13 protein-coding genes are annotated in these 25,139 nt (G+C 35.3%); 7 read left to right on the top strand and 6 right to left on the bottom strand.

Annotated elements, in window-relative coordinates; translation table 11 throughout:
• Positions 1–128: 128 nt before the first annotated feature.
• The 5 genes from K6T82_RS04875 to K6T82_RS04855 form a co-directional block, all read right to left on the bottom strand.
• The gene (locus K6T82_RS04875) at positions 129–1,754 is read right to left on the bottom strand and encodes a glycosyl hydrolase family 18 protein (protein ID WP_223704798.1); all 1,626 of its coding nucleotides are present in this window, start codon (positions 1,752–1,754) and stop codon (positions 129–131) included.
• A 102-nt stretch (positions 1,755–1,856) separates the two neighbouring features.
• The gene (locus tag K6T82_RS04870) at positions 1,857–4,508 is read right to left on the bottom strand and encodes a beta-1,3-glucanase family protein (protein ID WP_223704797.1); all 2,652 of its coding nucleotides are present in this window, start codon (positions 4,506–4,508) and stop codon (positions 1,857–1,859) included.
• A gap of 125 nt (positions 4,509–4,633) precedes the next feature.
• Complete coding sequence (locus K6T82_RS04865) at positions 4,634–8,584, bottom strand: family 16 glycosylhydrolase (protein ID WP_223704796.1); 3,951 nt, start codon at positions 8,582–8,584, stop codon at positions 4,634–4,636.
• A gap of 218 nt (positions 8,585–8,802) precedes the next feature.
• Positions 8,803–11,733 carry a triple tyrosine motif-containing protein gene (locus tag K6T82_RS04860; protein WP_223704795.1) on the bottom strand — a complete coding sequence of 977 codons (2,931 nt, stop codon included), beginning with the start codon at positions 11,731–11,733 and terminating at the stop codon, positions 8,803–8,805.
• Positions 11,734–12,131: 398 nt separating this feature from the next.
• Positions 12,132–12,791 (bottom strand): HAD family hydrolase, encoded by a 660-nt coding sequence (locus K6T82_RS04855; protein ID WP_223704794.1) that lies wholly within the window; start codon positions 12,789–12,791, stop codon positions 12,132–12,134.
• Positions 12,792–12,991: 200 nt separating this feature from the next.
• Between K6T82_RS04855 and K6T82_RS04850 the strand changes: the two genes are divergently transcribed.
• Positions 12,992–14,155, top strand: a complete 1,164-nt coding sequence (locus K6T82_RS04850; protein WP_223704793.1) for a DUF4861 family protein — start codon at positions 12,992–12,994, stop codon at positions 14,153–14,155.
• Between the two features lie 375 nt (positions 14,156–14,530).
• Here the strand turns inward: K6T82_RS04850 and K6T82_RS04845 are convergent, their stop codons facing one another.
• On the bottom strand, positions 14,531–15,535 hold the full coding sequence (locus tag K6T82_RS04845) for a substrate-binding domain-containing protein (RefSeq protein ID WP_223704996.1): 1,005 nt from the start codon (positions 15,533–15,535) through the stop codon (positions 14,531–14,533).
• 184 nt (positions 15,536–15,719) lie between these two features.
• Between K6T82_RS04845 and K6T82_RS04840 the strand changes: the two genes are divergently transcribed.
• From K6T82_RS04840 to K6T82_RS04815, 6 genes are all read left to right on the top strand, one after another.
• Complete coding sequence (locus K6T82_RS04840; protein WP_223704792.1) at positions 15,720–16,169, top strand: NanQ anomerase/TabA/YiaL family protein; 450 nt, start codon at positions 15,720–15,722, stop codon at positions 16,167–16,169.
• A gap of 3 nt (positions 16,170–16,172) precedes the next feature.
• A complete protein-coding gene (locus K6T82_RS04835) occupies positions 16,173–16,835 on the top strand; it encodes a beta/alpha barrel domain-containing protein (protein ID WP_223704791.1) in 663 nt (220 codons plus the stop codon).
• 101 nt (positions 16,836–16,936) lie between these two features.
• Entirely contained in the window at positions 16,937–17,749 is an 813-nt protein-coding gene (locus tag K6T82_RS04830) for an SDR family oxidoreductase (protein WP_223704790.1), read from the top strand.
• Between the two features lie 115 nt (positions 17,750–17,864).
• Entirely contained in the window at positions 17,865–19,049 is a 1,185-nt protein-coding gene (gene uxuA, locus K6T82_RS04825; RefSeq protein WP_223704789.1) for a mannonate dehydratase, read from the top strand.
• A gap of 102 nt (positions 19,050–19,151) precedes the next feature.
• Complete coding sequence (locus K6T82_RS04820) at positions 19,152–20,780, top strand: right-handed parallel beta-helix repeat-containing protein (RefSeq protein WP_223704788.1); 1,629 nt, start codon at positions 19,152–19,154, stop codon at positions 20,778–20,780.
• Positions 20,781–20,979: 199 nt separating this feature from the next.
• Positions 20,980–25,071 carry a two-component regulator propeller domain-containing protein gene (locus tag K6T82_RS04815; protein ID WP_223704787.1) on the top strand — a complete coding sequence of 1,364 codons (4,092 nt, stop codon included), beginning with the start codon at positions 20,980–20,982 and terminating at the stop codon, positions 25,069–25,071.
• The last annotated feature ends 68 nt before the right edge of the window (positions 25,072–25,139 follow it).

Raw genomic sequence — 25,139 nt, 5'->3', positions numbered from 1 at the left:
AAAAGGGTTACGAAACTATTTGTTAGATGATTAACCGCAAAGCACGCAAAGACAATCGCAAAGTTCGCAAAGTATAAAATAAACTTTGCGAACCTTGCGTAAAACTTAGCGTCTTTGCGGTTAAATAATTATTTCTTAATAAAACGTCTTACCGTTTTGATTCCATTTTTCTCAACAGCAATTAAATAAGTACCCGTTTTTAAAGTCGAAACATCTACACTATTGTTGTTTACGGTTTGAGAGGAAACAGTTGCTCCGCCTTCAGTATTAATAATATTTACATTTCCACCCGAAACTTCCGTACTGAAAAAGATTTCACTTTCTGTTGGATTTGGATAAATTTCTAAACTCGCAATAGACTGTTCTGTAGCTGGCGCAGCAGATTTTGCCGTTGAACCCGATTTTGTAATTCTAAACCAGTTGATATTAAAACCTGTATTTTGAACATAGATTCCGAAGTTATACGTTCCTGCATTTACATTTACGGTTTGAGTGATCGTCTGCCAATTTTGCCATCCTCCAGTATTGGGTACATTTACAGCGCCAAGCTGAATCGTTCCTGCGTTTAAATCAGATGATAATCTTCCGCCTGTAACGGCACTTGCAACACGATATTCAATTTGGTACGAACCAGAAATTGGGAAATTAATATTATAATATGCCATCCAATCGCCTGTATCGCAATAACCAACATTTAGCCCACCGCCTGTATCTGTTGTTGCTTCGGTTTGGACACCGCTCATAGCATTGTAATTTTCTGCTTGAATTAAAGTTCCCGTTGCTGGCGGATTGCTTCCCGTAATAACTTGATTAATGGCATTAAGCAAAGATTTTGAACCTGTTGCATCCTGAGACAATTCCCAAATCATAACTCCCGCTGCATTTTGAATCGCAAAAGTTGTTTTTTGTTTGATTGTCGGAATTCCGTTGTAATAAATTGTGTTTCCAACTTGATCTACATTTTCAGCACCTGGATATTGCGCTACGATATTCGCATAAGAAATTCCTTGATTAGCAGAAGCGCCAAAACCATATCCATAAAAAGGAACTCCAATTACGGCTTTGCTTGCAGGTAATCCTCTTCCTGTCCAATAATTAAACTGATTTACCGCCATGCTGTAAGGAGAATGCTGCCCAGGATTTCCAGGTGCCCACGGACCTGTTGCATCATAAGCCATGATATTAATCCAGTCGTAAGCGGCAAAAGTAGATGAAGGTACATTTGCACCACCATATCCTTCTGAAAGCGCTGCTGAAATCAATTTTCCATTGGCATGCATTTTATTTGCCAAAGCAATTACAAATCCTCCATAATCGCCATTAATCGCTGGTCCTTCTAAATCGACATCTACACCATCAAAATTGTGAGCGACAACATAATCGTATATTTTCTGAATGAAAGCCGTTCTATTTGCTGGTGTTATCAGATTAAAATAATTGTCACGAATTGCTCCTCCTTCAGAAACAGAACCTCCTCCGAGAGAAACAAAAACTTTGACATTTTGTGCATGTGCTGCATTTATGATTGTATTACTTCCTGAATTAAAACTCAAATATCCATTTGCATCAGGATTTTCGAAAGCAATATTAATGTGCGTTAATTTATTGTACTGAATGGTACTTGAAAAAGCGTTTAAATCAATCCAATTGGGGATATAGGCAATTACCTTTTTTTGGGCAATACTCAAATTGAAAACTCCTAATACTAAAATGATGCTCCATTTTAGCGGCATTCTTTTGTAATTATTTTTCATAATATTCAATTTTCAATAGTTAATAGTAGGGGTTAATTATTGCTAAAAAGTAACCTTGAACATTTCCTCAAAAATTGTTCAAGGCTTTTACTTCTTTTGAAATTATTTTTTAATAAAACGTTTCACTGTTTTTGCACCATCTTTATGGAAAACAACAAAATAGATTCCAGTTCTAAGACGTGAAACATCGATACTGTTATTGTTGATTTTCTGCTCAGAAACCAGTGTTCCTGTCTGATCTATAATGCTTACTTTTTCTCCGCTTACAGAAGTTGTCACAAAAAGCGTATTTTCTGCCGGACTTGGGTAAACATTCAATTCAGTTGCAAGTGGTTCTTCTTCTACCGTTTCCACGGAAGCCATTCTAGCCGTTCCTGCTGTCTTTGTAATTTTGATCCAATTGATATTCATTCCAGTATTTTGAATATAGATTCCGAAATTATATGTTCCTGCATTTACATTTACAGTCTGCGAAACAGTCTGCCAGTTTTGCCAGCCTCCTGTGTTTGGAATATCAACGTTTCCTAAGAGAATTGTTCCGCCATTTAAATCTGAAGACAATTTTCCGCCATTAACAGCACTTGCTACACGGTATTCAATTAAGTAAGAACCCGTTGTCGGGAAATTGATATTGTTGTACGCCAACCAATCGCCAGTTTCTGTATAACCAACGTTTGAACCTCCACCGGTATCTGTTGTCGCTTCCACTTGAATTCCACTCATTGCTGAATAATCTTCTGCCTGAATTAAAACTGAAGTTTGAGAACTTGTAGCTGGAACTAATTTCCATTGTCCGCAAGTTTGGTTGTTGTTATCCCATTGCTGTACAATTGCTCCAGAAGCTGTGCTTGCTCCTGCCACTTCGACAATTCTTCCGCTGTGACGGGCAACAATTTTATAATAACCATCACCTGTAGAAACCAAAATAAACTGCTGATTCGTTGTAGCATTGTATGGATATTGCTCTACTCTCGCGCCATTGGCTTTATTGAAGTTGTTGATATCCATTGACATTCCGCTATGGTTGGCAATGATTTTATACATTCCGTCTCCTAAGTGTGTAAACGTAAATTTTTGGTTATTTCCAGAATTCAAAGCGCCTTGATTGATTCCTGCTCCGTTTGACATGCTAGAACTCCAAACATCCATATACAAACCGCTATTTCTGTTTTGAAGGAAAAATGTTTGGTTTCCTAAAGTAGTATTTCCGTTTGCAATAACTCTGATTGAACTTACTTTATCATTCCAAGTGGTATTCAAACAAGCATTATCAGAATTAATTACGGTTGAAGCTCCTGTAAAATTATCGTCCTGATACAAAATCGCCTGATAACCTTGCGTAATTTTTAGCGAAGAAATATCATCATTTAAAACACCTAAAGAATTTAAGCGAGCCAGATTATAATCTCCAATTGTCAATCCGCCAGAGAATCCTGTGTAGTTGCAATCTTTGTACACTGTGATTACGTCTGTTGTCGCCGGAACTGAAGGCGTCGTAAGTCCATAATAACCTCCAAAAACAGCAATAACTTTTGTCGGTTGTGGCGAATGAAGCGATGGCGACTGATCGGCAACATCATCATAAGCAAATCCGTAAGCCAAATTATCAATATTGATTCCTGGTAAATGCCAGAATTTAGAATAATGATTCGTTGGATTTACTTGATAATATTTCGATGCATCGTACCAATTTTGCTGACCCGGATTAGCTGTTGTCGTATTGACAACATGACGGTTAATCGCAGCCGTTAATTGTGATTGAATTACAAGATCTAAATCTCCATCCACCAATCTTCTGTCCAAAACACCTTTTCCTTCCAAGGCCTCCTGAGTTGAAGGTCGGTTTTGCACACGTCCTGTTCTTCCCACAAAAGCACCAGATTGTCCAACCATTTCTAGTTGTTCTCCAATAACTCTTCCTTTAAAAACTCCTGCATCTCCTGCGTAAAAGATTAAATCTTCATTTTTGTATTTGTTCCAAATTGCATCGATGTATGATTTTAAATAATTTGCATATGGTCCTGATCCTTCAGCATAAGCTGGAGTTTTAGAAGGTGCTGTAATTTCTCCTGTTGCATCGTTTACACAACCTTGAAATTCTGCCGGAACATTCGCTTTGAAAGCGGCCACAATATCAGCGTGTTTTTTCAAATCACCCACTTTCTTTTGGTAACCATTTGCGCCAAACAACTCCAATCCCATTGGATATTTGTATGAATCGACTCTTGTTGGATTTCCGAAGAAACCATGCTGATTATTCGTCAATTCAATCATTTCATACAAAATGCCCTGATTTGGATCTGTCGCATTCTGCGGATTTGGCGATGCATATCCAGAAGGAGCTCCATTCGCCCCAAAAAAGTAAAAGTATAATTGTGAACCTTTTGAAATAAAAACCCTGCAACCCGCAATTAAAGGAAGCGTAAAAGTTTTGTTCGGAATTTCACTCAACTTGGTAAAACATGCCGCGTATTTAGAATTTTGTCCCGGTCCTGTGTTTCCGCCGTAAGTTGGTCCTGTAACGGTGTTGTAAGAAGCATTCATTGGCAAAACCTGACTCGTTTTGGCATTTACCCAAACGTGGTTTCCCGTTGTATAATCGATACCTACAATGGCAACATATAATTCGTTATCATTAAACGTCGAATTATTACTGATTGTAAAAGGTACAGGTCCCTGAGCAAATGTCAGGCTTGAAAACACCAAAAAGAGTGTCGTCAAAAAAGAAAATTTTTGAAGTCGAATTGTATTCATATCTAAATAATTTTGGGGTTACGTAAATAGATTTAAACCAAAGTCATTTTCAATTCAATGACTAAATAAATCCGCCAGGTGCAACCGGTATGCCCTCCTTGAATTGCACCCAACAGATTTAAAAATTATTTCTTGATCAGCTTTTTAGTCCAGCTTTTTTGATCTGATTTAAAGTTCAGAATATAGATTCCTCTTCGAAGTCTACTAACGTCAATTACGCTTTCATTTCCTTGAGGTCTATTTTGTAAAACCAAAGTTCCGGTATTGTCATAAATTGTAATGACTTTATTATCTAAGTTTTCAGGAGATGAAACCTGAACATAATTCGTAGTCGGATTTGGATAGACTGCAAAAATTACTTCTTCTTGAGGTTCTTCTTCAACATTTGAAGCCATTCTAGCGCTTAAAGAAGCTGCCGAACCGTAAGCTTCGATTTCATACAATGAATATCCGTAAGGAGGTAAAGCTTTTGCATTGCATAAAATTCGAAGGTATCTTCCTGTTCCGCTTACTGTTAAATCATCTGTTCCTCCGTCTCCAGCAGTTTGATTGCTTATCGTTTCGTTTTCTGTGAAAACATTATCAGTCGAAAGCTGTACTTTATATTGCGTTGCATAAGCTGCTTCCCACTTTAAAACGACTCTGTTAATGCTATAATTACTTCCTAAATCAACATAAATCCATTCTGATGCATTCGCAAAAGAACTTGCCCATCTTGTTGTTGTGCTGTCTCCATCTGTCGCTTTATTGGCAGAAAGCGTAGGATTTTCTTCTGTAGAAGCTGTTGCAGTTTTGGCCAAAGCTAAATTCACATTCGGATTTGGAGTGATATTTCTAACGGTTACATCGCTGAAAACTCCAGTTGCTAAAGTTCCATTGTTATGAGAGGTTACGGCCATTCCCACATAGATAGTACTTGCCATAGCTATTGTTCGTGCCGTTCCGATTTGAGTCCACGTTGTTCCATTGTCTGATGTGTAAGACGTAAATGTATTTCCTGATCGTACCGTGCGAAGCCATTTTGGAAAAGTTCCTGCCGCTCCCTGTTGAATAGTTGGTACAGCAACTGCATCTCTAGACAAAAATTCGACACCCGCAGCAGCTGTTATCGTAGTCATTGCATGTTTTGAAGTTGGTGTAAGCGTTTCGCGGAACATTACTCCTGCTTTTGCGTAGGTATTCGTATTGGTTAAAGAGGTTACTCTAGCAATAATTTCAGCGTCGCCAGTAATCGGTTGATAAACATATTGAAACTGATCACTCGATTCCCAAATATCATTTCCAGAACCTTTAATTGTAAATGTTCCGTTAGCATGTGCAGCTTCTCCCGCAGGCGTTACCGCACCTAAATCTGTACTTATCCAAGGGGCTGGTAAAGTTCCTGTTTCTGTAGAAACTAAATTTAAAGCTCTCAGATTATCAAAATAATAGGTATTTCCAGAATTTGTTCCAGGTTCAAACAAGAAAACAAAACGGTTTACTTCGCTGTCTAAAGTTGAAGCATCTGGCGAACTTACATATGTAAAAGTAACGGTATGCCAAGCATTTGATTGTTTTACAACTCCTTGATAAATACTATGTCTTCCAACAGGATAATTGGACGGAACCGAAGCACTGCTTTCTGCCTGCCAAGAAATAACGGAGCCGACTGGCGCAGAAGTATAAACATCCATTGCGAACTTTTTAACTCCTCCTTTGAAATCTCCAATGTTGGTTAATGTGGTATTGAATGCAAAATTATCGTACAGCTCTGTTGATTTACGAACATATCTTCCCACGTTTGAAGAAGTATTGATTCCGCTTGCATTTGGATTTGCTGTGTTTGGCGTGTAAGTTCCAATCGCATCTCTAAACGTAATATTGTGAATGGTTTGATAATCTTCATAAATTACACCAGGCGTAAAAGCATCTGGAAGTTTCGTAGAACCAATTCTGATATTATCAAAATAATACGTGTCAGCTGTGTAAGAACCTGAATTAAACAATAAAACCATTTGATTTACTGCCAAGTTAGAAGTTCCTGGATCTGGACTTGAATTGTAATAAAAAGTCAGCGTTTCCCATTGATTTTGTTTGGTTGTAATCGCTACATAATTACTATTTCTTCCGGTAGGATAATTGGCTGGAAGCGATGTTGCACTGTTTTCTAAATTCATGCTTACCACTGTTCCAATTGGCGCAGAAGTATACACATCAATCATGATTTTATTCGTCTGATTTTTCAATAAACCAGCATCTTCAATCGTGCTTTGCGTGTTGAAGAAAAGTACATCGTATTGTTCAGATGAGTTTCTAACATATCGCGCCACATTCGCAGAAGCGTTAACCGAATTTGTTCCAGGATTTGCCACAACAGAATAAGTTCCAGTTGTAGTTCCTTTTATAATTTTATTGACACCATCATAATTCTGAAGAACATCTGTGGCGATAATTGGTTTTTCTGGCGCTGCTTTTGTCAGCAGATTATCAAAATAATAAGTCGCTCCTGAATTCGAATTCGATTCAAAAAGAAGTACCACATTGTTGATCGTCAATGCGCTGGTATTAGGGTCTATTATTTTTTCAAATTCAAATTCGATTGTTTCCCATTTGTTCTGGACTGTAGTTGTTGCTCTAAAACCACTATGTCTTCCCGATGGATAATTAGTCGCTGTCGTAACATTACTGTTTTCCAATTGCATGGAAATTTTTGTTCCAACTGGTGCCGAAGTATAAATATCAAACGAAAGTCTTTTTCTTCCATAAACATAATCATTGGCATTGGTGATTGTTACATTTCTGATATTTAAAACATCATACAATTCGCTTGAATTTCTAACATATCTTCCAACCAAAGCAGAAGTGTTTATTCCAGTTGCAGAAGGATTCGCAACAGCTTCTGTCAAAACTCCCGTTTTTACTGGGTACAATACATTTCGATTACTCTGAAAATCGTCATGTATTTTTTCAACTGGCAATGCTGGTTCGGTCGTAACCGCCAGTTTGTAGTTGTTGACATTACAGCCTGAAACTGTTGCAGCTACAGAAACATCTCCTCCAGAAGTTCCCCAATTTACGGTAATCGAATTTGTTCCCTGCCCTGATGCAATTGTTGCTCCCGCTGGAACAGTCCAGTTGTAGGTTGCTCCTGCAATTGCATTCACAGAATAGGCTTTACTAGTTTCATTTTGGTATACTTTGTTATCGCCTGTTACCGCATATTTAAAACTTCCATCGTAAACACGAACATAATCGACTTGTAGTTTTGCAGGGAAATCGGCAGGAATTGGCTCAACTCCATTACCGTTAACTCTTGTGTAAGGTGTTCCGTAGCTTCCAACTGCCAGATTCAAAATAATATAAAAATTGCTGTCATTAAAAGGCCATCCGCCGTTTACAGTTGTGTTTGGTGTTGCAGTGTGAAACAAAACATCATCTACAAACCATTTGATGATATTTGGTCCCCATTCTACAGCATAAACATGAAAACCAGATGATAAGTCAATCTGCGAGCTAAAACTTCTTCCCGTAAACTGATACCCGCCTCCATCATAATGAATGGTTCCGTCTACCGATTTCGGGTTTCTGTGTTTGGCCTCCATAATATCGATTTCTCCCGTAAAAGGCCAGTTTCCGTTAACGGGCAGCATCCAAAAAGCTGGCCATGCACCTTGTGCGTTGGAAAGTTTCATACGAGCTTCAATTCTTCCGTATTTTAAAGAATATTTTCCTTCTGTAGTCAGTTTTGAAGAGGCATAAGGTTGATCCGGAAACTGTGCATTTGGCGCATATTTCGCCTCAATATTCAAGTAACTGTTTGTTCCCTCTTTTACAATTGTCGCCTGATTCGGATCGTAACGTTGTGCCTCGGCATTTCCGAATCCGCAAAGCGACGGACAACCGTTTCCTGAAATGCTTTGCCATTTGGTTAAATCTACTGTGGTACCATTAAACTCATCAGACCAAACCAATGTATTACATTGCGCCTGAGTTTTAAGAAATGGCAACAGTAAGAATAAAACTGCTACACAAAATTGTTTTAATAAATAAGAATTGCTTTTCGGTGGTCGGCCGAAAAAAAAGTCATTTTGCTTCATTTTTAAATAGGTTTTTAGTTAGTAAAGATTATTGCTTCAAACAAGCTGCTTTTCAAAAACAGCTTGTATTTTCCGACAATAACAAGGCAATATTAACTAAAAAATCAGGCAAGACTTACATTTTGGAGTACGGTTTGACTACGGTACTATCAAAATTTTATAGGCTATGCCTCTCTGGAAGCTTAAAAACTACTTTTGTTTTTATTTTATGATTAAAATTAGAAATTAAGAATAAATTCGGTTATGTTCGTATCAGATGGCAACTGCAATTTCTTACGAATACGATAACGGGTATCTTCGACACCTCGAACAGATATTCCTAAAAGCGGGGCAATTTCTTTCGTATTGAAATTCATTCTCAGATAAGCGCACAATCGCATATCACGCGGAGTCAATTCTGGATAAGTTGATTTTAATCGTTGCATAAAATTATCATGCAATTGATTGAAAATTTCTTCAAATTCGTTCCAATGCTTGTCTCCCTGCAATTCGTGATCGATTAATTTATTGATTTTCGTCAGAAGACTAAAGTTTACATTTGGATCATTTTTCTTATCAATCTGACTGATCAACTCTTTTATGGAAAGCAAAATTTCATTTAAATGAATAAGATTGACGGTATTTGATGCCACTTTAGCATTCTTCAAATTAATTGTTGTTTGAAGATTTTCACGTACAATGGCCATATTTTCTTGTTCTAATGCCAATTTCTGTTCGTTTAATTCCGCTTGATTTCGAAGCAATTCTTTCTCCTGATTGAGAATCAACTGTTCTCGATCTCGTTCTGCAACTCTTTTTTGGTATTTAATAATGATATAAATTAAAACTCCAAAAAGCACTAAATAAAGCAGATAAGCCCAAATCGTGCGATACCAAGGCGGTAAAACTTCAAATCGAAACACGGCCTCTTCGCTCACCACATCGTACATATTTTTTGCTCTTACATGAAAAACGTATTCGTTTTCAGGCAAATTGGTGTACTCTTTCTCGGTTTGAAGACTATAATCGGACCAAGTTGGTTCAAAACCTTCCAGCCAATATTCGTATTTTGTGGCATCGGCATCATCAAAACAAAGAGAGGCAAATGAAAAATGAAGTGCATTGTTTGAATGTGATAAAACAGTAGAAAATTTATCATTTATAGAGCCTGTTTTATTCGGAAGTACATCATAACGGCTGGAAAAGAGCAAACTATCTTTAGGAAAAATACACTTCACTTCTGAAATAACTGCTTTGTATTTTGCTTGATATTTCTTGTTTTTAATCGTACTGTAATGAATCAAACCTTCCTGTGTTCCAAAGAAAACATCTCCGCTTTGTGTGGTCTGGATATTCTCGAAACCAGGAACATATAAATAGCGAAGTTTTCGAAAAGGAAGTTCTTCAACTTTAAAACTTCCGTTTTTCTGCTTGTTCATTTTCCCTGTGTTTTCGCCAGAAACGTACCAAATATTATCTTGATTATCTGGTTTTAATAAACGAATATGATTTTCTAATCCGAGATATTTCTTGAAAACAGGATCTGGAATCATTTTTTTTGAAGATACATCTTGTCTGTAAACGCCTTTTGTTGTTCCAAATAAAATTTGATTATCAACTTTAAAAGTATTCAAAAACAAACTCGACGGAAAACCATTTTTATCATTATAAAACTGAATATCACTAACCGAATCAAATGTTGTGTTGAACTTTAATTTATAAATTCCTTTGTAACCGTGCGCAATCCAAATGTTTCCTTGTTTATCCGATTCCATAATTCTGCTGCTTTCTTCAAAACCTTTTATTCGATGTTGAAAAACCCAAGAACCATTTATTTTTTTTAAAAGATATAATCCTGTATAACCACCAACAAGCAATAAATCAGGATGATTCGGAATTAGAATTCCCTGCCAAGCCCCATCGATTTTGGCTAACGCTTTCGCGGAATTTCCATTAATTTCGAATATTCCGTTTTTTTCAAAAGCCAGTAACGAATTACCAAAAACGCCCACATTCCAAACATTTTCAGACATTCCCGAAATGTGCTGAAAAGTTACGTTTTCTCTTTTTCCACTTTTATATGCGTCCCAATTGAGCCAAAACAAGCCGTTATCTGTACCTATATATAATTTGTTCTGATAAATCTGACTGCAATAAATTTTGGTTTCAGAATTAGAACTGTCCATAATTTTTGATAAAGGAGACGAAATCTGAATCAAAGAAATTCCGCCTTTCATCGTCACCCACAGATTTTTTTCTTTATCAATCTTAAAATTAGTTACATATTCATTTTCAAGTCCCATTTGTTTGTTAATATGCTGAACCAAATGTCCAACACTATCTATAACTATCAATCCGGATTGACGGGTTCCAATACCGAAATAACCATCGGAAAGTGCAATTCCTGCCGAAATCTGATTTTGTTTTAATAAAGGATCAACTTCCGTAACAAAAGGCTTTATTTGGTTTTCATTGAAAGTAAAAAGACCATTTTTTTGGGTGAATAGCAAAAAGCCATTTTTTGTTTGAAAAATATTTCTAACCTGCATTCCTATAAACTTTTGACCATTTTCGACAGGAATTAATACATCGTCTTTTAGCTTTAATAAACCTTTTTCATTGTCAGAAACATAGATTTCTTTTCCGACTTGGAAGAAATCATCAAAAGTAGTTTTAGCATCTATTACTTTGATTTTATTGTTCTTAAAAATAAAAATTCTTTCGTAAGAGAAAAAAATGACTTCGTTATTTCGAATAACGGTATGCAAAACATCTCCAAAATTTCGAGCCGATTTAGGAAGCAGTTTTACTAGAGAAGTATATTGATATTGTCCATTTGGCAACTGAATCACAAATCCGAAATCGCCTTGGGCACCAACATAGATTTTATCGTTTTTGTCTATTACCATAGAGCGCACCATACTTCGGTTTTCGGGTTGAGTAACAATTCCCCAGCGCACACCATCAAATTGCATAATTCCAAAATGATTAGCAAAAAACATCATGCCTTTTGAATCCTGCAAAACATCCCAATTTTCGGATGCAGCTTTATAAGCTTTTGGATTGTAATTGGTTATAAAAGGAACTCCAATCTTTTTAATTTGGGCACTGATAATTGGAGAAATACATAAAAAGGATAGAAGTAAACTTCTAATTTTAAATTTCATCATTCGGTTTGTATTGTAGGTTAGCGCTGTGATCTTTGGAAATCACAATCCTAAAAAACATCTCTTTGGGAAAGATATTCATCAGGAAAATCAATACGTTTTCTTAGCATACCATTACAAATTCATCATAAAAAATGCACTAAAAAAACGAATGTACAAACTCAAATATATGAAAATTAATTTTAATGTAACAAATTACATTATAATTAGAAAATGTGTCAATTTGAAAATTATTGAAATACGAAAAGGGCTTCGACTCCGCTCAGCCTAACAGAAGAATATGATTTTCATTGTCAGGCTGAGCGAAGTCGAAGCCCTCTAAAGCAAAACCTGAAACTTGAAACTTGAAACCTGAAACTTGAAACCTGAAACCTGAAACTTCAAACTTCAAACTTGAAACTTCAAACCCCAAGTTTTTCACTTAATTCCTCATAAGAACCAAAAAGCTCTGCTCCTTCTTTTTCCAAATCTTCATTATTAAAACCATTAGCAAAACCGTACACTTTAAATCCGCCGCTGATTCCAGATTTTACTCCTGCTTTGCTATCTTCCAAAACGATACAATCTTGTACCTCAAAACCCATTTCTTTTGCTGCATGCAGAAATATTCCTGGTTCCGGTTTCCAGCTTCCTATTTGATACGAGCTAAATATTTTGTTTTCGAATTTATCTAACAAACCAGAAACTTCAAGATTCAAACGGATTTTCTCCACTGGCCCGCTCGATGCAACACAGTACGGAATTTGTAGTTTTTCAATTTTGTCTATAAAATCAACTACGCCTTTCATTGGTTTTACTTGCGTTTTAAAAGCTTCAAAACTCTTTTCACGATATTCAGTTTCAAAATTTTCAGGCAATTTCTGATCGATCGCTTCTTCAATGTGGCGAAAACAATCTTTTAAATTTCGACCGTTAAAATGGCGATAAGCATTTTCCAGTTCCATTTCGAATCCGTGTTCTTGCGCCATGGCTAACAATATTCCGTTGCCGATTTTTTCTGTATCGACTAAAACTCCGTCACAATCGAAAATAATACATTTTACCATTTTGTTGATTTTCATTTAATTATAAATATCTCTTTTAAAAAACACAAGAAATGAAATTTACGAAAAAATATTCGATTCAATAATCTAAACTTTGTTTTCTGATTTTCAGCATTCTGTACAGAATTACACCTTTTCTGTATTTTCATTTCCTTTTTGATTTGTACTTTTATGAAATAACTAATGAACTGATTTCTAAAAAAATTAAACCTTACGTTTTGAAAAAACATCTTCTAATTATAACGCTTTTGGCTGGTAATTTCATTGCCATTTCACAAAATAATATCATTACCGTTTCAAATAATCTTCCTGTTGACCGCGAATTTGAAACCATCGAATTGACTAAAAAATCACTTGGTTTAAATGAAAATGCAAAACTTGAAGATTACGTAATAAAAAACGGCAATATATTTCTAGAAACTCAAACCGTAGATCATGACGGAGACGGAACTGCAGATTTGCTTTTATTTCAACCCAAAATAAAAGCTTCTTCCAAACAAGATTTTGAAGTTTTAGTTGGAAAAAATCCTTCAACATCAACAGTCTTAAATTGTTATTCTCGTTTTGTTCCAGAACGCACAGATGATTATGCTTGGGAAAATAATAAAGTCGCTTTTAGAACTTACGGTCCCGTAGCGCAAAAAATGGTCGAAGATAAAATTGCAGGCGGAACTTTAACTAGCGGAATCGATGCGTGGCTAAAAAGAGTCGATTATCCAATCATTAATAAGTGGTACGAAAAAGCTACAAACGGAACCGGAACTTATCATAAAGATACAGGTGAAGGTTTAGATAATTTTCATGTTGGCGATAGTCGCGGTGTGGGCGGAATTGCTGTAAATGTTGATGGAAAATATTATTTCTCAAAGAATTTCATCAGCTGGAAAACCATTACAACAGGTCCAATTCGAACAAGTTTTATTTTAACCTATGCCGATTGGGATGCCAAAGGAAATAAAGTAACCGAATCAAAATTGATCAGTTTGGATTATGGAAGTCAGCTTTCTCGCTTTGAAATTAATATTACAGGAAGCAAAACCATTTCTGCCGGTTTAACTCTTCATGATAAAAAAGGAACAATCGGAACGAATCTAAAAGAAGGTTGGTTGAGTTATTGGGAACCAATTGACGATTCTGAAATTGGAACGGGTTTGGTTGTTCCAAAAGGCAATTTAATTAGTTTTGATCATCATGTTACGAACGAAAAAGATTTGAGCAATCAGTACGGAAATATTTCGGTTAAGAACAAAAAAGCGATTTATTACGTTGGTTTTGGATGGAAAAAAGGAAGTCCATTTCAGACTAAACAAGAATGGGAAAAGTATTTGAGTTCTTTTGCAGAGAAAATTAATAATCCTTTGATTGTGAAGGTTAAGAAATAATAGTTTTGCCTCTAAGACGCAAAGTTTTTTTGTTTCACGCAGATTTAAAAAGATTTAAGCAGATTTATTCTCATTTTTGTCATCTCGACGAAGGAGAAATCACAATAGAAATTCCTCAAAGGATATTTGCAATCTTTGTCTGCATACGAGTGCGATTTCTCCTTTCAGTCGAAATGACAAAATTGTTATAAAACATAGCCAATGGTTTCAACCATTGAAACACAACGTAAATCACAATACGTTTCCCAAGGTTGAAACCTGGATTATGTTATCATTCTATGTCTTAAAAACTTTGCGCCTCAGCGACTTTGCGAGATTAAAAAAACAAAGCTTAAAAAAACTTTGCGCCTTCGCGTCTTTGTGGCAAAAAAACCATCACCTAACAGGAAAATAATTCTCCTTCAAAATAATCTCGAGCGGAATATAATGGGTCTTTTCTGTTTCTTCCTGAAGAACCAGTTTTTTATATAAATAATTGATTCCCGAATAACCTTGTTCTTCAGGTCTTTGGTTGATTAAAAAATCAATTACGCCTTTGTTCAGGTATTCGATGTTTTCTTTCAACAAATCAAAACCAATAATTCGAACGCCTTTAATATGGTTCTTTTCTAGAAAGTCAGCGACTATGTAAGCTCTCGAATTTGGTACAAAAACACTGTTTATACCAGAAAACATTTCCATACTCAATTGATCAATTCCAGAATCTTTTAGAGTAACTTCTGAAAATTTAAAATTGGTCAGTTCATCATGATCTTTGAAATAAGAATAAAAACCTTTGATTCGCTGCAGATATACAGAAGTGCTTTCAATTTCACGAGTAATTTTAAAAATCAAAACCTGTCTTTCGTTTTTCACCGCAAAACTGATTAATCTTCCAGCCAAATAACCACTTTGAAAAGCATTTTGTCCAACATAAGCATGTTCGTTTTCTTCAGAAATATTCGAATCGATCATGACAACGGGAATATTTTTCTTTTCATATTCCTTTAAAAACTGAACCGATTCTTCATAGAAAATGGGTGCGAATAATAAACCATCACAATCAAATTGCATTATTTTCTTTGCAGATTCTTTAAACGAATTCAAATTGTAATCATAAAAGAAATAATCCAAAACGATTCCGAATTTGCTGAATTCTAAAGCTGCTTTTTCAATTCCGTCAATCTGGCTTTTCCAATATTCTAACGTTTCCGATTTTGGAAGAAAAATGGCAATATGAAATTTCTTGTTCAATGCCAGATTACTCGCCAGTATATTTCGCTTATAACCAAATTCTTCAATAATCGCATTGACTTTGTCAACCGTTTCCTGAGCCACTTGACCACGTTTGTGTATAATTCGATCCACAGTTCCTGGCGAAATATTGGCTAATTCGGCAATTTTTTTAATTGTTATGATATTGATTCTTTTTAAGTTAAAAAAATAAAAGCAGCGTGGTAAAATTAATTTATTTTATTAAAAATAAGTTGTTTTAAAGGACATTTTACATACATTTGTAAAAATACCGTGTACGCACACGCAAATATACACATAACATTAAAAAACCAAAATAATAGCGAAAAAAATGATAGTAGATTCATTACAAAACGCAGCAAAATATTATAACCTGCACACCAATTTTAAAAAAGCATTTGATTATGTGAGTCAAAATGATATTACCAACCTTGAAGAAGGTGCTTATGAAATTGGCGAAGGTTTAAAACTGATTGTAATTGTTGGACAAGGAAATACAAAAGAAGAAGCTGTAAAAGGATTTGAATGCCACGATAAAAACATCGATATCCAGATTTCGATCAAAGGACCAGAAACGTTTGCATGGAAACCAAGAGAAAAATGTGTAAACCCGAATGGAGATTATAGCGACGAAAGAGATGTTCGCTTTTTTCATGATGCTCCAGACACTTTTTTTCAATTGCAAGAAAAACAATTTGCAATCTTATTTCCCGAAGACGTTCATACAGCTATGATTGGCGAAGGTCTTTTAAAGAAAATTGTAATTAAAGTAAAAATATAAATAATGAGTACCATTCAGAACTCCATTGATGTCATTTTAAAACAAGGAATGCTTCCGTTGTATTTTAATGCCGATGAAAATAAAAGTGTTGCAATATTAAAGACACTATACAATGTTGGAATCAGAGCCGTAGAATATACAAGTCGTGGTCCAGAAGCACTTGCAAACTTCAACAAAATGATTGAAGTAAGAAATGCTGAACTGCCAGGAATGCTTTTAGGAATAGGAACTATCAAAAATCTAGCACAAGCAGAAACGTATTATCTAGCCGGAGCAGACTTCTTTATCAGTCCAGGATTTGTACCTGAAATCGCTACATTCTTAATCGGAAAAAAAGCTCTTTACGCTCCTGGTTGTATGACTCCAACTGAAATTATTGCAGCTGAAAATGCCGGAGTAAAATTCATTAAACTTTTCCCTGGAAATATTTTGGGTCCAGATTTTATGAGTGGTATCAGAGATGTATTTCCAGATTTGACTTTCATGCCGACAGGCGGAGTAGATACAACCCGTCAAAGTATTGAAACTTGGTTTAATGCTGGTGTTTCTGCAGTTGGAATGGGAAGCAAATTAATCAGTAAAGAAGTAATGCAGTATGAAGCTTATGAAACAATTGAAAAAGAGACAAAAAGGGTTTTGGATTTGATTGAAGCGATTAGAAATTAAGTTTTAAAAATTGAGATAAAATAAAAATCAAACACATACTAACCAAACTTTATATTTTCAAATTGGTATTTGGAATTTAAAGTATTGAAAATTAAAAAATAATGGATTCAATATTCAATCTAAAAGGTAAAATTGCACTGATTACAGGAGGTGCGGGAGTATTAGGAAGCAATTTTGCCAATGTATTGGCGAAACAAGGCGTTATTGTCGGAATCGTTTCTCAGTCTTTAGAAAAAGCAGAAAGCACTGTAAAAACTATTGAGGCAAACGGCGGACAAGGTTTTGCTGTTCAAGCCAATGTTTTAGTCAAAGAAGAATTAGAAAAAATTAAAGATTTTATCGTTGAAAAATACGGTCGTCTTGACATTTTGATCAATGGCGCAGGTGGAAATATGCCAGGAGCCACAATCCAGCCAGATCAGGCAATTTACGATATGAAAAGTGATGATCTGCAAAAAGTGATTGACTTGAATATTATTGGAACGATGCTTCCTACTCAGGTCTTTTCTGAACTTTTTGCAAAGCAGAAATCAGGAAATATCATCAATATTTCGTCTGCATCTGCACAAAGACCATTAACAAGAGTTGTCGGGTATTCTGCGTCAAAAGCGGCAATTGATAACTTCACACAATGGATGGCGGTTGAACTGGCTTCTAAATATGGTGAAGGAATTCGTGTAAATGCAATTTCTCCAGGATTCTTTATCGGAGAACAAAATCGTGCGCTATTATTGACTCCAGAAGGAAAATTAACACCAAGAGGTGAAAAAATTATCGACCATACACCAATGGGAAGATTTGGTTCGCCAGAAGATATCGATGGTGCACTTTTATTCCTATGCAGCGACATGTCGAAATTCGTAACCGGAATAACATTAAAAGTAGATGGTGGTTTCGCTGCTACAAGTATTTAATTTTTTCAGTTCCTGCAAGGTTTTCAAAACTTAGCAGGATTCAATTTAAGACAATTATTAATTAACAATACCTACAAGGTTTTTGAAAACTTTGCAGGAAATAAAAAATATAAAAATGGAACAAACATTAAGATGGTTCGGACCAAATGATCCTGTTTCTTTACAAGATATCAAACAAACCGGAGCAACCGGAATTGTAACGGCTTTACACCATATTCCAAACGGACAAGTTTGGAGCATTGATGAAATCATTAAACGAAAAGTTGAAATCGAACACGAAGACGGAGATCCTAAAAAAGGGTCTTCTGGTTTGACTTGGTCGGTTGTAGAAAGTATTCCGGTTCACGAAGACATTAAAAAACAGACTGGAAATTATTTAGAATACATCGAAAATTATAAAGAAAGCATTAGAAATTTAGCTCTATGCGGAATTACATGTGTTTGTTATAATTTCATGCCTGTTTTAGATTGGTCTAGAACTGATTTGTCTTATACAGTTGAAGATGGTTCAAAAGCTTTACGTTTTGATATCAATGCTTTTGCTGCTTTTGAATTACATATTTTAAAAAGGCCTGGTGCTGAAAACGAATATTCTGAAGAGCAAAAACAAAAAGCAAAAAGCTATTTTGAAGCCATGACTCCAGAAGATAAAGTAAAATTACAACAGAACATTTTGGCAGGACTTCCTGGTGCTGAAGAAGCGTATTCTGTTGAAGATTTCTTAGTAACGTTAAGCGCTTACAATCATATTGATAGACAGGCTTTAAAGAATAATCTTTTTCACTTTTTAAAAGAAATTATTCCGGTTGCTGAAAGCAAAGGCGTTTTAATGGCTATTCACCCAGATGATCCTCCCTACCCTATCTTAGGCCTACCAAGAGTGGTAAGTACCGAAGAAGATTTGATCGAATTAATGAACGCTGCTCCTTCTAAATCTAACGGATTTACTATGTGTACGGGCTCTTACGGTGTTCGTGCCGACAATGATTTACCTGGAATGGTAAGACGTCATGGCGATAAAATGAATTTTATTCACTTAAGAAGTACACAACGCGACGAAGAAGGAAGTTTCTACGAAGCAAACCATCTTGAAGGAAACGTTGATATGTACGAAGTCGTAAAAGCAATTTTAGAAGTAGAAAAAAGAAACGACAGCCAATTACCGATGCGCCCTGACCACGGACATCAAATGTTGGATGATTTGAAGAAAAAAACAAATCCGGGGTATTCTGCAATTGGCCGTTTAAGAGGTCTTGCAGAATTGCGTGGACTTGAATTAGGGATTAAGCGATCCCTATAGAATTAACCGCAAAGGCGCAAAGGACGCAAGGAAATTTAAACTTTGCGTCCTTTGCGCCTTTGCGGTGAAAAAAAAACTAACTAACCACAAAAACCACAAACCATGATTCGCCAAACCATTCTCCTATCCTGCGGTCTTTTCATGAATACTTTACTGTCGCAGGAATTACCTAAAATTATTACTTCAAAAACCCATTATCTACCTGATTTTAGTTACGCAGGCTATCATTTCGGCGAAAGCCAAATTCCTGAAAGTAACGGAAAAGTTATTGATGCAGTTGATTTTGGCGTTAAAGCAAATGATAATTTAGACGACTCCAAAGCACTTTTAAAAGCTTTTAAAGCGGCTAATGCTGTTGAAGGAAATGTAATCCTGCAATTGCCTGCTGGACGCATTATTCTAAGCGAAATTCTCTACATCGAAAGAAGTAATTTTGTACTTCGAGGAGCAGGTTCTTCCGAAAATGGAACCGAAATCTACTGCCCAAGACCGATGATGTATCTCAAAGATTCTTCTGTTTTGGCTGAACTTCGCGAATACTTGACCACTTTTGACAAAAGACAACGCGAACCCGAAAATAACATTGATCTTCCTTTTTCTCAATATGCTTGGTCTGGAGGTTTTATCTGGACACAAGTTCCGGGTGAACGTGTAAAATCGTATTTGGATAAATACGAACCAGAATCGAATCCGTTGGCGAAAGTGAGTTCGGGAAAAATGGGCGAACATATTATTACGGTTTCAGATGTTAAAGGTTTAAAAGTCGGCGATGTTGTAGAACTACAATTGTTTAATAAAGATGGGGAAAACGGCGAAATCATTAAAGACTTATATCAAGGTGCAAAAGTAAAACCGGGCTCGCATCATTGGAAATTTCCAAAACTTCCAATTGTGAGACAGCAAGTAGAAATCACTAAAATTTCTGGTTCTAAAATCACTTTAAAAACACCTTTAACTATTTCAATAAAACCAAGTTATCAAGCACAATTGGTCGAATGGAAACATTTAAATGAAGTTGGAATTGAACATCTTCGTTTTACTTTTCCTGATATTCCAAGAGTAGCGCATCACGTTGAGCCCGGAAATAATGGGATTTTCTTAACTCGCCTTTTCAATAGTTGGGTTAAAGATGTCAAAATCACTAATGCCGACAGCGGAATTTTAGCGGAAGAAGTTTCTAACGTCACCATTGAAAATATTACAACCGATGGCCCGCATTTAGCACATTATACCGTAACTTTAGGTGGTGTGCACAATATTTTGGTGAAGAATCTTAAGATCTATAACTCAGCTATTCATCCCTTAAGCTTCAACACTTTTGCAACAAAAAACGTGTATCAAAACTGTGAAATTTTTACAGATCCTGTTTTAGATCAGCATTCGGGCGCAAATCATCAAAATTTGTTTGATAATATTACTGTTCATCTAAAAGCGGATAAAAACAGTAGTTACGCTTTATTTGGCGGTGGCGGTGCGGATTATTGGAAACCTTCTCATGGACCTTTTAGTACGTTCTGGAATTTAAACGTTCAGGTTGAAAATCCAGATGCTTCAAAGCCTACTTTATTGTATGGAATGAAAGATGGCGCTTTAGCCAGAATTATTGGTGTTCACGGAAATACAAAATTTGAAATCAAATACGACATTGATCCTTACATTGAATTTTTGAATACTCCGATAGAAAAGATTCCATCGCTATATGATTATCAATTACAAAAACGATTAAAATAGCCGAAAATTTTAGCCACAGATTACACTGATTAAAATGATTATTCTCTGTACGTTGAAATTAGCCACGAATTCACGAATTATTTACATTCTTAATCTGAATAATTCGTGAAATTTTAGCCATTTCAACACAAAAATAATCGCCAAACAGATTAGAGAAAATTCGTGAATTCGTGGCTAAAAAAACATTAAATATAACGCTATGAAATATAAAATAGCTTTTCTCGCAATTGTATTTGTTATTGGAAATTCATTTTCCCAAAATAAATACCGTCTAAAAAATTTCTCTACAACCGACGGACTTTCGCAGAGTTCCGTAATTGCTATTCATCAGGATAAATTGGGGCAAATGTGGTTTGGAACCCGCGATGGTTTAAATAAATATGATGGAAGTAGATTTACTATTTTCAGAAATGATACATCTGATAAATATTCCATCAGCAATAATGATATTTTGGCAATTGAAGAAGACAATTCAGGAAAAATCTGGGTTGGAACTTACAATGGTTTAAACTGCTATGATCCAGTTTCGAATCGTTTTACAAGATATCTTCACACTCCTGCCAATCATACCATAAGTAATAATGCTGTTTGGAGTATTAGGGAAATTGGCGGCGAAATGTGGTTTGGAACTTCAAAGGGGTTGACAATTTTGAATAAAAAATCTGGTCTTTTTAGTTCCGTTTTTCATTCTGATGATGATGCTTCTACTCTTCCCAGCAACAATATTCTTAGTATTCTAAAAACCAAAAAAGGAGAAATATGGATTGGAACCACAAAAGGTTTATGTCAGCTAACTAGTAGAAAGAATGGCAAATTATCATTTAAAAACTATCCGTTAAACACGATAGATTTACTGACTGTTCAATCCGTTATCGAAGGAAAGGACGGAAATCTATGGGTTGGTACAAAGAACAAAGGCCTTTTGAAATTCGACCAAAAACAAAAAAAATATGTCTCTTTTTTAGCGAACGAAAAATACAATGAGATCAATACTGATATTCGGTCTTTAGTAATTGACAATCAAGGAGATTTATGGATTGGTTCTTATGACGGAATTTATATTTTAGGACAGGATAAAAGTCTACAGAAAATAAATAACAGCAATAATAGCAACGGAATCGACAAGGTAAAATCTGTTTTTATGGATAAAAAAGGTTCGATTTGGATTGGCTGCTATTACAAGGGCGTGAATCTCTGGGACGTTTCGAATGTCAATTTCTCTAACTACAATCAGAATTCGAAAAAGATTCCGATGAGTTTTGATGTCGTGAGTTCGATTATTGCAGATAAAAATCAGAACGTTTATTTTGGAACTGAAGGCGGCGGAATTACTATTTACAATAAAAATACCGAAGCCATAAGTTACATCAACAGCAAAACGGGACAATCCAATAAAAATGACATCAAAGCGATGTGTCTTTCTGATGATCATATTTTATGGATTGGAACTTTTTCTAAAGGATTATCCGCTTATAATACGATTTCTAGACAAATTGAAGACAATAGAATTACTTCCGACTTAAGAGAATTTTTAAAGGAAAGTGGTGTCTATTCGCTTAAAGCGGAAAATAAAATTTTATGGATCGGGACTTTTGGTAAAGGTTTAATTCGTTATGATACTTCCGGCAAAACATTTGAGATTATTGGTAATGATAATACAAAACCAGTTTTTCTAACCAACAATATGGTTCGCAGTATTTTAATAGACAACCAAAATTCAATCTGGCTCGGAACTCAGAATGGTCTAAATCGTATTTCGCTTCGAAATTTCAATCCGAAGAAATATCAAATTCAGCATTTCTTTTACGATCATTCTTCTTTATCTGGCGATGATATTTTAACTTTATTTCAGGATTCTCAAAATAAAATCTGGATCGGAACAAAAGCTAAAGGACTTCATTATTTTGAAGGAAAGAAATTTAACCGAATCAATTTGAGAATTGGAAATACCATTATTACTTCTATCCATTCCATTTTGGAAGATGACGATAAAAACCTTTGGATTAGCACCAATCAAGGAATCATAAAATACAATCAGGTAAAGAAATCGGTTGTTATTTACGATCAGAAGGATGGATTAGCCAGTAATGAATTCAATGATAACTCGGCTCTGAAATTAAGTTCAAATCAGTTTTATTTTGGAAGTCCGTCGGGTGCTACGTTTTTTGATGCGTCAAAAATTTCATTAAATAATTATGCACCACAGGTTTTAATAACCGACTTAAAAATCAAAAACGAAATTATAAATGCACATGATAAAGATGGAATTTTAGAACATAGCATTGGTTTTACCAACACTATTACATTAGATTACGACAAGGCGAATTTCACCATCAATTTTGCCATTCCGAACTACATTCGATCCAAAAACAATCAATACAGTTATCGTTTAGTTGGATTGGAAAACAACTGGACTACGACTAAAAACAGCGAAGCCAATTTTGCTATACAAAATCCTGGAACCTATACTTTTGAAGTCCGTGGTGCAAATAATGACGGTGTTTGGAATCAGACTCCGACAATATTAACGGTAATTGTAAATCCGGCTCCCTGGCGCAGTATTTGGGCATTTTTGTTGTATGGAATCATAATTGGTCTAGGTTTATACGGTTTGATCTGGATTATGAAATCGAAAGCCAGACTGAAGCAAAAACTAGAACTGGAATATTTGGAAACACAGCGAATTGAAGAAAACAACAAACTGAAACTGGATTTCTTTACCAATATCTCGCATGAATTCAGAACACCTTTAACGTTGATTTTAGGACCATTACAGCAGATTCTTGCGGATTATAATGGAACCAATGAAATGTACAAAAAGCTTCTCGTTATTGAAGGAAGCGCCAATCATTTATTAAGTTTGATTAATCGTTTAATGGATTTCAGAAAACTGGAAAATCATCAAGTTACACTAGAATCGGCAAACGGAAATATTGTCAAATTTACCAAAGAAATTTTCTTGTCTTTTATAGAATACGCCAAAGACGGTGGCTACGATTATACGTTTGAAACAGAAAACGAAGAAATTCTGGTCTATTTTGACCGATACAAACTCGAACGTGTCTTTTATAATTTGATTTCGAATGCTTTTAGATATACTCCGAAAGGCGGTTCAATTCATATTAAAATCAATCAGGACAATCAGAATCTTTATATCGCAGTTGAAGATTCAGGAGTTGGAATTTCTGAAGAACATATCGATAAAATTTTTGATTTGTTTTTTGAAATTCCGACGCACAATCAGGTTCAGAAAAATTATAATAAGGGAACCGGAATTGGCCTTTCGATTGTAAAAAACATCGTGGAATTACATAAAGGAAAAATCGATATTACAAACAAAACAGCTGGAGGCGTTATTTTTAAAGTGACATTGCCGCTTGGACGCGAACATCTTTTGGACAGCGAAATTATTCCTGATTTTAAAATCAGTGACGATATCGAACAATACAATGCACAACTTGAACCTTCAGAAATTATTGAAAATGAAGATCTCGAAGATTTAATCGTCAACGAAGAAAAGCAAACGATTTTACTTGTCGAAGATCATAAGGTTTTGAGAAAGTTCATGAAAAATCTACTCAAAAAAGACTACAACATAATTGAAGCCGAAAACGGTAAAATTGCTTTAGAAAAAGCATTGAAATTTGTTCCGAATTTAATTATTTCTGATGTCATAATGCCCGAAATGGTAGGAACTGAATTGTGTTCAAAAATCAAAGAAAACCTTAAAACCAGTCATATTCCTGTAATTTTATTAACGTCTAGATCTTCATTGGTTTACAAATTTGAAGGATTAGAAAGCGGTGCTGATGATTACATCAGTAAACCTTTCAATTTAATGGAATTCAGGCTTCGTGTAAAAAACCTTCTGAACACCACAGAACGTTTACGAATCAAATTTTCTAGCGAAGACAGTTTCATTCCATCAGAAATCACAGTTTCTTCTCTGGATGAAGAACTTTTGAAAAAAGCATTTAAAATTGTCGAAGAAAATATCTCAAACGAACAATTCGACATTCCTTTTTTCTGTTCCGAATTAGGTGTCAGCAGAACTATGTTATTTTTAAAAATCAAAGCCTGGACCAACTGCACACCAAATGAATTTATTCACGAAATAAGATTAAAACGCGCAGCTCAATTATTAGAACAAAACAAATTGAACGTTTCTGAAATTAGCTATAAAGTTGGTTTTAATAATCCGAAATACTTTAGCAAATGTTTCCAGAAAAAGTATGGCGAAACTCCATCTCAATATTCTGATAAATTTTACAAATCTTCGGTGACATCATAACCATTCCTTGTTTTTAAAGGCTTTAAAAAGGGTATCTGTATTTTTAGATACCCTTTTTTGTATTTCTA

The sequence above is a fragment of the Flavobacterium potami genome (genome assembly GCF_020026915.1).
Lineage (GTDB): Bacteria > Bacteroidota > Bacteroidia > Flavobacteriales > Flavobacteriaceae > Flavobacterium > Flavobacterium potami.
Note: the sequence above shows the minus strand (reverse complement) of the source record. Positions and strands in the feature narration are given on the sequence as shown.

What these genes read in the sequence shown, in the direction of transcription:
- K6T82_RS04875 (WP_223704798.1), bottom strand. Translation starts at nt 1,754, where the DNA reads ATGAAAAATAATTACAAAAGAATGCCGCTAAAATGGAGCATCATTTTA.
- K6T82_RS04870 (WP_223704797.1), bottom strand. Translation starts at nt 4,508, where the DNA reads ATGAATACAATTCGACTTCAAAAATTTTCTTTTTTGACGACACTCTTT.
- K6T82_RS04865 (WP_223704796.1), bottom strand. Translation starts at nt 8,584, where the DNA reads ATGAAGCAAAATGACTTTTTTTTCGGCCGACCACCGAAAAGCAATTCT.
- K6T82_RS04860 (WP_223704795.1), bottom strand. Translation starts at nt 11,733, where the DNA reads ATGATGAAATTTAAAATTAGAAGTTTACTTCTATCCTTTTTATGTATT.
- K6T82_RS04855 (WP_223704794.1), bottom strand. Translation starts at nt 12,791, where the DNA reads ATGAAAATCAACAAAATGGTAAAATGTATTATTTTCGATTGTGACGGA.
- K6T82_RS04840 (WP_223704792.1), top strand. Translation starts at nt 15,720, where the DNA reads ATGATAGTAGATTCATTACAAAACGCAGCAAAATATTATAACCTGCAC.
- K6T82_RS04835 (WP_223704791.1), top strand. Translation starts at nt 16,173, where the DNA reads ATGAGTACCATTCAGAACTCCATTGATGTCATTTTAAAACAAGGAATG.
- K6T82_RS04830 (WP_223704790.1), top strand. Translation starts at nt 16,937, where the DNA reads ATGGATTCAATATTCAATCTAAAAGGTAAAATTGCACTGATTACAGGA.
- uxuA (WP_223704789.1), top strand. Translation starts at nt 17,865, where the DNA reads ATGGAACAAACATTAAGATGGTTCGGACCAAATGATCCTGTTTCTTTA.
- K6T82_RS04820 (WP_223704788.1), top strand. Translation starts at nt 19,152, where the DNA reads ATGATTCGCCAAACCATTCTCCTATCCTGCGGTCTTTTCATGAATACT.
- K6T82_RS04815 (WP_223704787.1), top strand. Translation starts at nt 20,980, where the DNA reads ATGAAATATAAAATAGCTTTTCTCGCAATTGTATTTGTTATTGGAAAT.